The sequence below is a fragment of the Photobacterium makurazakiensis genome (genome assembly GCF_050336715.1).
In the GTDB taxonomy this organism is placed as follows: domain Bacteria; phylum Pseudomonadota; class Gammaproteobacteria; order Enterobacterales; family Vibrionaceae; genus Photobacterium; species Photobacterium makurazakiensis.
The window spans coordinates 22,725-33,593 of sequence record NZ_JAKJSJ010000068.1; the positions used below are offsets into that span (position 1 = coordinate 22,725).

Sequence of the window (10,869 nt, forward strand, 5' to 3'; positions counted from 1 at the left end):
TGATCTGTGACAAAGGTCTGCTAACTATCCACCTATGTATGATTTCAGTAGCTTAGTGACGGTTTCGGGTTGCTCGTTAGTCACACCATGGCCTGTATTAGGTATGACGATGATAGCAGAGTTCATATATTGACTTAAAGAAAGGCCATTTTTCAACGGAAAAATTTGATCACTGTCACCCCAAATAAGCAAGCTCGGCGGGAGTTGTGCTGGCGGGTAGTGTGCTATACGGTCTCTATCAATATTAAGTGATTGTATTAACAGTCTTTTTTCATTTTTATATGGAGAGAAATAACTGTCGTATATCTGCTCTGCAACAAAGTCAGGCATCTTTTTAGGTTCAACGAAAACATGTTCAAAAAGTCGCCTTACTTCCTGTTGATTCTCTGGTACAAAGAGATTCTCAGGCTGATCAACGCCAGCACGAACACATAAGTCGGCTAAATCATCGTCGCTAAAAAGTGGGCCAGGGCTGGCAATAATAACCCCTTTTTTAACACGCTCTGGCTTTGTCATCATGTTATAGGTAACAAAACCACCGTATGAAATACCGGCGACATTGACCTGTTCAATGTTTAGAGCATCCAGTATTTGCCATACGGCTTCTGTTTGAGTGGTGAGGTTTGGAGTGCCTTCGCTGTATGAGTCACCAAACCAAGGTAAATCAGGGGCAATAATCTGATAATGTTGGTTTAAGGCTAACATTTCATTTTTCCACGTTGAAATAGCGGTTCCGCCAAAACCATGAAGCAAAAGAAGCGGCTCGCCTGAACCTCCTACCCAATATTTGATTGTTCCGCCTTCTTTTAGTGGTAGGAAATGTTCTTGGTAGCCAGCGTCGCTGAGTGCATCTTTATCATGCTTAGCTTTCCAATCAACCAGTTCGCAGCCAGAAATAATCAGCGTTAACATGGCGATAATGGCATAGCGGAGTAAATAAGGTCTAAAGGTCATAAGCATAATCTTTACTTAACAAAAATGAATGACGATATTATACGGTGTTTTATTGCTATTTCAATGCTGGAAAATCGCCACGATAAGTAAGATATTGTCTAGATTAGAGTCATTTAGCGGTATTTATACATCTTAATTTTGTGGCTATTTTTTATTAGTGCCAAGATATGATAGTTTTAGCGCAGTAACAAATTATTGATATACAATTATTTGAGTATTAGTCAGTTAAGTTAGGGAGAGATGCATGCGTGTTCTAGTTACAGGCGGCATGGGTTACATTGGTAGCCATACATGTGTACAAATGATTGAAGCGGGTATGACACCTGTTATTGTTGATAATTTATATAACAGTAAAGAATCAGTACTGGCCCGTATTGAAAAATTGACTGGGATAATGCCTGCATTTTACCAAGGTGACATTCGTGACCGTGCATTCTTAGATAAGGTGTTAGCAGAAACAAATGTTGAATCTGTTATTCATTTTGCTGGTTTAAAGGCGGTGGGTGAGTCAGTTGAAAAGCCGTTAGAGTATTATGATAACAATGTACACGGTACTTTGGTGCTAGTGGAAGCGATGCGTGCTGCTGGCGTAAATAGCCTTATCTTCAGCTCTTCTGCAACCGTATATGGCGACCCTGCGACTGTGCCTATTACCGAGGATTTCCCAACCAGTGCGACTAACCCCTATGGGCGTAGCAAATTGATGGTTGAAGAGTGCTTAAGTGATATTCAAAAAGCACATCCAGAAATGAGCATTACATTACTGCGTTATTTCAATCCTGTAGGTTCTCACCAGTCAGGTGAAATGGGTGAAGATCCGCAAGGTATTCCTAATAACCTGATGCCATTTATTTCTCAGGTTGCAGTTGGTCGTCGTGAGTTCTTATCTGTCTTTGGTGACGACTACTCGACGGTTGATGGAACGGGTGTTCGTGATTACATTCATGTTCTTGATTTAGCAGATGGTCACCTAGCGGCATTAAACCACAAAGGTAAAGATGCGGGTCTGCATATCTATAACCTAGGTACTGGTAACGGCTTTAGTGTGTTGCAGATGGTTAAAGCATTTTCTGAGTCAGCGGGTGTTGACGTAGCATATCAAATTGCTCCTCGTCGTCCTGGTGATATTGCAGAGTGTTGGGCTGATCCTGCTAAAGCAAAAGCTGAGCTTCATTGGGAAGCTACGCGCACTATTGAAGACATGACTACAGATACGTGGCGTTGGCAGTCGGCTAACCCGACGGGTTATCCTGATTTATAATTAGATAATATTTATAGTTAGAAAGGCCGTTACACATTAACTCTTTATAGTTGAAAGTGTAACGGCCTTTTTTGATAAGAGGTGACTCGTATGGTTTTACTTCGTTTTGTAAGGCTTAGTGATTGAAAACAGAATTAAACTTGTAATTGCTCCAAGCGTATCTGCCAACATATCTTTTTGTGCATCCCAGATATCGCCCTGACTTCCTAGAAACTCAATACCAGCATCACCGCCAGCGAGTTCGGCGTACCACCACTCGATGATTTCATACCCAGCAGCCACAGCCATAATTGCACATAAGGCAAATAATGACGCGATAACAGGTTTGCAGTGATCTTTACGAACAAGGAACTCGGCAATTGGGAACGCGTACAGCCCAATAGAGAAGTGAGCTACACGGTCAAAATTATTACGCTCAGAACCGATGAAATCGTTAAACCAATCGAAAGGAACGTTAGCAAACGTGTAATGTGCAGCGATAGTATGCAGCGTCATCCAAATCGTAATTAAAAGATACGCGGTATTGGAAAATTGGAAAAATCGATACGTAATAACTAGCGGGGCGAGGATAAGTACGACTGGAATAATTTCTGCAATCCAGACATCGGGGAAAACAGGGTTTAACCCTGACCAAATGATCACAGTTAGTACAATTAAAAATAAGAGGGCAGGAGTATAGTGATAACTTTTTTTTATCATAGATTCAATGACCTACTCATAGTGTGTTAATAGAGATTAGCACATTGCGGTTTGAACCTCTGTTAACTGACGTGACTTTCAATACCATCAATTTCTTCCTCGCTTGAGATAAGTAAAGAAAGTAAGGTGTTTGCTAATTTTAGTTTCTTTATTCGTTGTTCATATGACTCAAGCTTCTTATGGGGTGGACTGTTGCATGCTGGTAGGGCTGCAAGGTTGACAGTTGGCTTATTAGCTTGAGTGGCAAGCTTCTTGTGGTTAGAAAGTAGTTTGCTTGACTCGATAATCATCTTATCGAGTCTTTGTTGACTGTTTAGGTCGACATCATTCACGCATTTATGACCATGATGCAAACTTCTTAAATCTTGCAATTTAACGTGTTGTTTTGTTTCGTATATACGACGATCGGTATTTTGCATAATAGGTAATGTGGATTAGTTATGGATATAAAAAAATCCTCTTACCTTGTTAATTTACAGGGGATTAACGAAGGTAAGAGGTTTACCAATAATGGTAAGTCGACAAATAGTTAATTTCACAGGGAGACTTTATTGATTCGTATGGATGTTTGGTAGGTCACTTTACGACAATTATGTGAACTCTATTAAGAAATAAGGGCTAACGTTGAAATGTAATGAACAGTGTTTTAGTTTTATGCCTATGAAATAAAGCTAAAAGTGTGTGATTAGCGTGTCACTGAAAAGATTTGTGCTATAATGCTCTGCTTACCAGATTTAGCTGTGTGTGATTTTCATCACAGCTTGGTAGAACTGTATTATTCTTTGCTTACTAAAAGCATTATTACCGGAGCACCATTTTGCATTTTAAAGATCTTGGATTAGACCAGCGCCTGTTAAAAAAACTAGACCACTTGGCGTTCAATAAACCAACTGAAATTCAACAAACCGCCATTCCTGTGGGGATCCTCGGTAAAGATGTGCTGGCCTCGTCAAAAACGGGCTCTGGTAAAACGCTGGCATTCTTATTGCCAGCGATGCAACGCATGTATCGTTCTAAGCCATTCACTCGCCGTGACCCACGCATTTTGGTATTAACACCTACACGTGAATTGGCTAAGCAAGTTTTCGCTCAGCTTCGTACGTTAAACGCGGGCACACCTTATGATGGTACATTGATTGTTGGTGGTGAAAACTTCAATGATCAAGTAAAAGCATTGAAAAATGACCCAATGTTTGTGATTGCAACGCCTGGACGTTTGGCTGATCACCTTGAGCATCGTAGTACGCACCTTGATGGTCTTGAAATGCTGATTCTTGATGAAGCAGACCGTATGCTTGATTTGGGTTTTGAACCTCAATTGCGTCGTATTCATGAAGCGGCTAACCACCGTCGTCGTCAGACACTAATGTTCTCTGCAACGCTAGACCATACTGATGTTGTTGGCATTGCTGCTGACATGCTAAATGCACCTAAGCGTCTTTCTGTTGGTCACTCAGCAGAAGAGCACACTGATATTACTCAACGCTTTATGCTGTGTGATCACCTTGATCATAAGCAAGCTTTGCTTGATAAAGTGTTAGAAACTGAAAATTACAATCAGGTTATCATTTTCACGGCTACCCGTGCAGATACTGAGCGTCTAACAAACGAACTGAATGAACGTAAACTGAAAGCTGTGGCGTTAAGCGGTGATATGAACCAAACACAACGTAACAGCATCATGAGTCAGTTCGAACGTGACTGTCATAAGATTCTGGTGACGACTGATGTTGCATCGCGTGGTCTAGATATCGATAAGGTGTCTCACGTAATTAACTTCGATATGCCAAAGCATGCTGAAGAATATGTTCACCGCATTGGTCGTACGGGTCGTGCGGGTAATAAAGGTGATGCAATTTCGCTTGTTGGCCCTAAAGACTGGAAGAGCTTTAAGAACGTTGAGGCGTTCCTACAGCAAGAGATTAGTTTCTCTGAATATGAAGATCTTAAAGGTAAGTTTAAAGGGCTGAAACCAGCACCTAAGAAAAAGTTCGTTAAGAAGAAACCAACAGGTAAAAAACCTGCAGCGAAGCAGGCGACAAAAGCGGCGAAGCCTAAGAAGAAGGTTGATAAGCGCTTTTACGATAATGTTGCTGTGGGTGATAACGTCTTTATGCCTAAAAAGAAAAAGCCAGCTACACCATCTGCTGAAGATTAATTTATCTTCAAATGTGGAATAAAAAATGCCAGTCACTGACTGGCATTTTTGTATTTAAAATATCGGTTCTTTCTACTGAACGGTAGCTTGCTCTAGATGTTTAACGACAATCTTGATGAACCTAGCCGCTTCCCCTCCGGTACAAGCCCTGTGATCGAACGTCATTGATAGTGGCATGACGCTAATCTCACTGGGGATCTGTTCTCTTAATACTACTTTTTTTATTATTCTACCCGCACCTATAATCGCGACTTGCGGTGGTGTAACGACAGGCGTAGCGTAAATACCTGCGATAGCACCAAAGTTAGAAAGCGTAATCGTGGCATGCTGCAACTGCTCTCTTGCGATTTTTCGCTCTCGAATACCTGAGACGGTTTTATCAACCCATTGACGAATGCCTTTGCTGCTAAATTCGTCAGCATGTCGTAAAACGGGCACATATAGCCCATGTTGGCTATCTACTGCAATCCCAATATTCACGGTACTGTGCAGGCACCGAGTCATGGTTTCAGCATCAAACCATGCATTTAGGGCTGGCTCTTGCTGACAAGCAGAGACGATGGCTTGTACTAACCGGCATGTAATATCTTCACCTTCCCCCCAATGATCTAGTACTGCCTCTTCAGTAATTGTCACAGCGGCAACATGCTGGTGTGACGCAGCCATGGCAGCTACCATTGAACGCCGAGCGCCTTTTAAAACCTCAGTGCCTGGTAATTGTTTGTCACAGGCGTTGTACACATCAGCATCGACAATAAGCCCATCTGGGCCAGAACCTGAAATAGCCCCCAGATCGACACCAAGCTTTTTAGCTAATAAGCGAGCAGAAGGCATGGCCGTTAGTTGTTCGTAGTGTTGCTGGTGGTGTTCATTGCCAATCCAAAATTCATCAACCTTAACCTGATGACTCTGCTGTGATACGTTACCAACAACAGTTGCAGCATCGGCTTTCTTTTCTGGTATTACATTGGTGTGAGAATGCTTGTTTGTCTGAGCATCGATTGACTGTGACGCGGTAACAGACTCTTCAATTTCAATCAGCAAGCTACCAATGCTAATAACATCGCCTTCATTACCGTAGCGGTTTATGATTGTGCCGCTATATGGTGCTGGGACTTCTACAGTTGCTTTGGCCGTTTCTACCGTTAAAATCACTTGGTCTATTTCTACGTGATCGCCAGTATTGACATGCCATTGAATGATTTCTGATTCGGCAAGTCCTTCGCCTAAATCTGGTAAGTTGAATGATTTCATTTCCAACCCTCCACAAGTTCTTTAGCTGCTGCCACAATGTCTTCTTCTTGGATCATGAAATAGTCTTCATTGCGGTAGTAAGGCATGATGGTGTCAGTACCCGTAATACGTTTTGGTGGAGCTTTTAACAGGCACATGGCTTGTTCAGAGGCGCGGGCAAGGATTTCTGCACCCACTCCGCAGGTTTGACTGGCTTCATGCACGACTAATAGACGATTTGTTTTTTCAAGCGAGGCAATAATTGATGCCATATCAATAGGCTTGATTGACGCGAGGTCAAGCACTTCAACTTCAATGCCAACCTTTGATAATGCTGACGCGGCTTGCAATGATTCCACCACGCATGCTCCCCATGTCACTAAAGTTAAATCACGTCCTTTTCGCAGTGTAAAGCATGAATCAAGTGGCAATGCCGTACCATTGTCTTCAACTTCAGACTTCACTGTACGGTAAATACGTTTTGGTTCAAAAAACATAATGGGATCATTGCTTCTGATTGACGCTAGTAATAGGCCGTAAGCACGTTGTGGGGAGGATGGAACCACAACTTTAATCCCTGGGATATGAGCGAATAAAGCTTCAATGCTTTCAGAGTGATGTTCAGGTGCATGGATCCCACCACCAAATGGTGCTCGAAAGACGGCCGGGCAGGTCAGTCTGCCCCGTGTGCGATTACGAAGCCTTGCTGCGTGACACATTAAATGCTCCATCGCGGGGAAAACAAACCCTTGGAATTGAAATTCGGCGACAGGGCGTAGACCTTGGCTTGCCATACCGACAGTGACACCGGCAATTAATGCCTCCGCCAGTGGGGAGTCGATAACACGCTTGCAGCCGTATTTTTCTTTGAGTCCAACCGTTGCACGAAATACACCACCGTTGTCACCGACATCTTCACCCAAAACGATAACGTCAGGGTTATGAGCCATTTCATGATGCAATGCGAGGTTGACCGCTTCTAATAACGTTAATTCAGCCATTTTTATCTCCTTGTATTCGCATTGCTTTATTTATGATTAAATCGCGTTGCTTGTGGAGATCGGGGTCTAAAGATTCATACAGATAATCGAATGCAGATTCAGGTGCTTGTTGGATAAGAGACTGATATTTTTCAATTGCTTGTTCAACAACGCCTTTACAGTGAAGAAGCCACTGTTCGTCGTCATCCTCGGTCCAGTTGCCTTGTTCAATAAGGAATTGTTTGAGTCTTGATACGGGGTCAAACTGCCAAGCTTGTTGAAGTTCATCGTCACTTCTGTAACGGCTGGCATCATCTGCAGTGGTATGATCGCTTAAGCGATAACTAACTGCCTCAATTAATGTTGAGCCTTTTCCTTTGCGTGCTTTATCAAGGCTGGACAATACAGCGTCAAACATGGCGACAATATCGTTACCATCAACGGTAATGCCATTAATACCAGCCCCCTTTGCTTTATCGGCGAGCTGCTCAGCACCGCACTGAATAGATCTTGGAACTGAAATTGCCCATTGGTTGTTATTTATCACGAAGACAAGTGGAACATTCCACACCCCTGCGCAGTTCAACGATTCTAAAAAGTCACCCTTAGATGTCGCTCCATCCCCACACGTTACTAATGCCGCTTGATGCTGCCCCTGAATTTTTAAGGCTGCAGCGACACCGACAGCATGAGTACACTGAGTTGCAATAGGTACGCAAAATGGCAGGTCTCGACAATGGTGGTCATCCGGTGAGAAATCGCTGCCTCTTTCGTCACCTCCCCAGTATTGTAAATTTTTCTCCATGCCTATACCACGAGCCCACAATGCGGGCAGATCGCGATAATAAGGAATAAAAACATCAGTCGGTTTCAGAGCTCGACCGATTGCAATCCCAATGGCCTCAGATCCTAAATGGGAGGGGTAGGTACCGAGTTTTCCTGTACGTTGAAGAGCAACGGCTTTGTAGTCGTAAGTTCGGGTAAGCACCATGTCACAATAAAACCCCTTCAGAATTGAAATGTCAGCCCAATCAGGAAGTGGTTTTACAAGCTTACCGTGATGATCGATGAAGCGATGCATAGGCATAGCCTGAACATTCATCTTAAGCTCCTTCTGTTGCTGCCTCTAAAGAGGCGGACAGCAAATAATGTGCGAACGTATCAGCCTGTATGTGGTTATCGAACATTAAGGGACGAGTGCAGTACGTTCAATAGTATTAAGTGTAATCAAAATGTTAACCTTCGCTTACGGTAGTAATATAACTAACAGTAAAGAATTCGGTACACTTTATGGTCTAGGGGCAAAGGTGCGACCTTGTATTACTGTTAAGAAATGAAAGCAGTTAAGCTGCCTATGGCGAGTGATTGGCACATACTTCTACTTAGTCACCTCATGTGTATCAGAAAATAGATCACAGAAGTGTTCCAATAAAAACTAAAACAGTGGGTGCGCTATGAAACGGTATGGTTGCATGGTCTTTATGTTTGTTATTGCTTCCTGTACATCTCAAGAAAGTGTCAGTAATGCTGGAAATCAAAAAAGTATGTACATTAATGATGAATGCTATGACTCGTCGACGTATTCATTCTCTGATACTTTTAATTCGTTTATGGTAGAACGGCAGGAAGAGTTGAAGATTTTACGTTCAGAGTTAAGTGAAGAAAATTATGAGCAATTAGATTATGCCCTCAAGCACTTCGAGAACTATTGGCAAAAGCTAACTAATGAACGTAATTCCGCATGTGAACAGCATGCAAGCTGTCAATATATTTGGCTCAAAACGCCTTCATTGCAGGCATCGAATGATTTTTGTGAAGGTGCAAATTTTGAATACAGCGTGAGTCGAGCTAAAATAATTAACTTTTTTAATGATATTGAACGGTTACAGTTAGAAAAAACTGTACCATAGTGATATTTATCTCGCTTGGTCTATAGGGTGATACGCACAAGATACTGGCTTGTTGTCTTGATACCTTCTTTGTTATGATGCGCGGCTTTTCATGCTTCTTATTGTTGTGGAAGTGTAAGAGAAACCTATGGTTTGCTCATTATTTTATTTAGGCGCGTATTGCTATGAAAACCCTTTCAATCCAATGTCCTCATTGTAAAAAAGAGGTATTAGTTACGTCTAATGCTCTCTCGAATACGGTATCGTGTGAGTATTGCCGTAAGCCTCTCCTTGACGGTAAACCAGTAGAAGCTGATAGCTCTAATCTTGAAAAAATTATTCAATCGCCAGTACCTGTGGTAGTCATTTTTTTGGGTGATAACTGCGCACCTTGTAAAACATTTAAGCCAATTGTTGACAAAGTCGCTGCAGAAAAAACAAACAAAGTGCGTTTTGTCCGTGTGAATATTAATAAAAATAAAGCATTGGTTTCACGATATCGTATTCGTGGTGTGCCGACGATTATTGCGTTTAAAAAAGGCCGCCAGCAAGCAGTGTTGAATACTGCTTTACGAAAGAAAGAGTTTTCTGCTTGGTTAGATGATTCTTTAACATCTTGAATACACAATGCTAACTGTGCTAGTACTATAGGTAGAAAGACAAAAGGCTAACCTGCTAAGGGAGGTTAGTGAATTTTACCTAATAGGGGTCACCCCCAAATAAGGAGGATTTTATGGCTACTTGCCGTAAAATTAGTAAGGAACGTTTAGCACTTAAATTATCTTTAGCCGGTACCGTGTTGCTTACAAGCTTAGGGGTCGGCTATGGGTTATATGTTGGTTCAAATGCCATTTTACTTGATGGTTTATTCTCATTACTTAGCATGGGAATGACCGGTTTAAGCTTGTATACCGCCTACCTAGTTTCAAAACCTGACGATAAACACTTCCAGTTTGGCTATGCCCACATTGAGCCACTGATCAACGTTGTTAATGGCTTGCTCATTCTAATTACGTGTATTTTTGCCTTTATCAGCGGTGTAAAAGCCATGCTTAATGGTGGCCATGAGATTGTAATCGAGCATGCTATGGTATATGCCGTTTTGTCGACATTTTGCAGCTTCTCGATTTATTTTACTGAAACATATATTGCAAAAAGCGAGCAATCGGAGTTAGTCAGGGTTGATTCACAAGAATGGCTAATTGATGGCATTTTAAGCGCAGCTATTTTAGTTGGTTTTGTGATAGTGATGATTTTAGATTATTACGGCTACTCACAGTGGAATAGCTATATTGACCCCATTTTAGTATCAACACTTGCATTGGCAGCCGCCGCTTTACCAATTTCAGTATTACGCCGTAACCTTCGTGAAGTATTGCTCGTGGCACCAAATGATAGTGTCCAGAAAAAAGTGGATAGGGTGATTGCTAAACTATCAAAGCAATATCAATTTGATGATTATACTCATCATTTTGCTAAAACAGGGCGTCAGTATGATTTAGAGGTCAATATCTTAGTAAAAGATGGGGAGTTCTGGACAACGAAGCGTCAGGATCAAATTCGTGCACTGCTATGGGATTCGTTAGCTGACGAGCTAGGTGATACATGGCTTTCGGTAACATTTACTGGTCAGGAGAGGTGGCTGTAATGGACATATACCTAAGATACTGCACTATTTCATTATAGGTACTAGAA

11 protein-coding genes are annotated in these 10,869 nt (G+C 42.0%); 5 read left to right on the forward strand and 6 right to left on the reverse strand.

Going from position 1 to position 10,869, the window contains the following annotated elements; genetic code table 11:
• Positions 1–24 precede the first annotated feature (24 nt).
• A complete protein-coding gene (locus L4D09_RS24205) occupies positions 25–954 on the reverse strand; it encodes an alpha/beta fold hydrolase (protein WP_428460107.1) in 930 nt (309 codons plus the stop codon).
• A 244-nt stretch (positions 955–1,198) separates the two neighbouring features.
• Between L4D09_RS24205 and galE the strand changes: the two genes are divergently transcribed.
• Positions 1,199–2,215 carry a UDP-glucose 4-epimerase GalE gene (gene galE, locus L4D09_RS24210; RefSeq protein WP_428460108.1) on the forward strand — a complete coding sequence of 339 codons (1,017 nt, stop codon included), beginning with the start codon at positions 1,199–1,201 and terminating at the stop codon, positions 2,213–2,215.
• Between the two features lie 96 nt (positions 2,216–2,311).
• Here the strand turns inward: galE and L4D09_RS24215 are convergent, their stop codons facing one another.
• Both L4D09_RS24215 and L4D09_RS24220 read right to left on the reverse strand, forming a co-directional pair.
• Positions 2,312–2,914: a DUF2238 domain-containing protein gene (locus L4D09_RS24215; RefSeq protein WP_428460109.1), complete on the reverse strand. Its 603-nt coding sequence runs from the start codon at positions 2,912–2,914 to the stop codon at positions 2,312–2,314.
• Positions 2,915–2,976: 62 nt separating this feature from the next.
• Complete coding sequence (locus L4D09_RS24220; RefSeq protein WP_428460110.1) at positions 2,977–3,246, reverse strand: hypothetical protein; 270 nt, start codon at positions 3,244–3,246, stop codon at positions 2,977–2,979.
• 485 nt (positions 3,247–3,731) lie between these two features.
• Here L4D09_RS24220 and L4D09_RS24225 point away from each other — a divergent pair, with 485 nt between their 5' ends.
• Positions 3,732–5,072 carry a DEAD/DEAH box helicase gene (locus tag L4D09_RS24225; protein WP_428460111.1) on the forward strand — a complete coding sequence of 447 codons (1,341 nt, stop codon included), beginning with the start codon at positions 3,732–3,734 and terminating at the stop codon, positions 5,070–5,072.
• A 72-nt stretch (positions 5,073–5,144) separates the two neighbouring features.
• Here the strand turns inward: L4D09_RS24225 and L4D09_RS24230 are convergent, their stop codons facing one another.
• Genes L4D09_RS24230 through pdhA form a run of 3 tightly spaced genes read right to left on the reverse strand, consistent with a single transcriptional unit; the run spans position 5,145 to position 8,387 of the window.
• Positions 5,145–6,326 (reverse strand): dihydrolipoamide acetyltransferase family protein, encoded by a 1,182-nt coding sequence (locus tag L4D09_RS24230; RefSeq protein ID WP_428460112.1) that lies wholly within the window; start codon positions 6,324–6,326, stop codon positions 5,145–5,147.
• On the reverse strand, positions 6,323–7,306 hold the full coding sequence (locus L4D09_RS24235) for an alpha-ketoacid dehydrogenase subunit beta (protein WP_428460113.1): 984 nt from the start codon (positions 7,304–7,306) through the stop codon (positions 6,323–6,325). Before L4D09_RS24235 ends, L4D09_RS24230 begins: the two co-directional genes overlap by 4 nt.
• On the reverse strand, positions 7,299–8,387 hold the full coding sequence (gene pdhA / locus L4D09_RS24240; protein ID WP_428460114.1) for a pyruvate dehydrogenase (acetyl-transferring) E1 component subunit alpha: 1,089 nt from the start codon (positions 8,385–8,387) through the stop codon (positions 7,299–7,301). Before pdhA ends, L4D09_RS24235 begins: the two co-directional genes overlap by 8 nt.
• Positions 8,388–8,739: 352 nt before the next feature.
• Between pdhA and L4D09_RS24245 the strand changes: the two genes are divergently transcribed.
• From L4D09_RS24245 to L4D09_RS24255, 3 genes are all read left to right on the forward strand, one after another.
• Positions 8,740–9,195, forward strand: a complete 456-nt coding sequence (locus L4D09_RS24245) for a hypothetical protein (RefSeq protein ID WP_428460115.1) — start codon at positions 8,740–8,742, stop codon at positions 9,193–9,195.
• Between the two features lie 164 nt (positions 9,196–9,359).
• Complete coding sequence (gene trxC, locus L4D09_RS24250) at positions 9,360–9,794, forward strand: thioredoxin TrxC (protein WP_428460116.1); 435 nt, start codon at positions 9,360–9,362, stop codon at positions 9,792–9,794.
• Positions 9,795–9,907: 113 nt separating this feature from the next.
• Positions 9,908–10,822: a cation diffusion facilitator family transporter gene (locus tag L4D09_RS24255; RefSeq protein ID WP_428460117.1), complete on the forward strand. Its 915-nt coding sequence runs from the start codon at positions 9,908–9,910 to the stop codon at positions 10,820–10,822.
• Positions 10,823–10,869 lie beyond the last annotated feature (47 nt).

What these genes read in the sequence shown, in the direction of transcription:
- galE (WP_428460108.1), top strand. Translation starts at nt 1,199, where the DNA reads ATGCGTGTTCTAGTTACAGGCGGCATGGGTTACATTGGTAGCCATACA.
- L4D09_RS24255 (WP_428460117.1), top strand. Translation starts at nt 9,908, where the DNA reads ATGGCTACTTGCCGTAAAATTAGTAAGGAACGTTTAGCACTTAAATTA.
- trxC (WP_428460116.1), top strand. Translation starts at nt 9,360, where the DNA reads ATGAAAACCCTTTCAATCCAATGTCCTCATTGTAAAAAAGAGGTATTA.
- pdhA (WP_428460114.1), bottom strand. Translation starts at nt 8,387, where the DNA reads ATGAATGTTCAGGCTATGCCTATGCATCGCTTCATCGATCATCACGGT.
- L4D09_RS24245 (WP_428460115.1), top strand. Translation starts at nt 8,740, where the DNA reads ATGAAACGGTATGGTTGCATGGTCTTTATGTTTGTTATTGCTTCCTGT.
- L4D09_RS24205 (WP_428460107.1), bottom strand. Translation starts at nt 954, where the DNA reads ATGACCTTTAGACCTTATTTACTCCGCTATGCCATTATCGCCATGTTA.
- L4D09_RS24230 (WP_428460112.1), bottom strand. Translation starts at nt 6,326, where the DNA reads ATGAAATCATTCAACTTACCAGATTTAGGCGAAGGACTTGCCGAATCA.
- L4D09_RS24235 (WP_428460113.1), bottom strand. Translation starts at nt 7,306, where the DNA reads ATGGCTGAATTAACGTTATTAGAAGCGGTCAACCTCGCATTGCATCAT.
- L4D09_RS24215 (WP_428460109.1), bottom strand. Translation starts at nt 2,914, where the DNA reads ATGATAAAAAAAAGTTATCACTATACTCCTGCCCTCTTATTTTTAATT.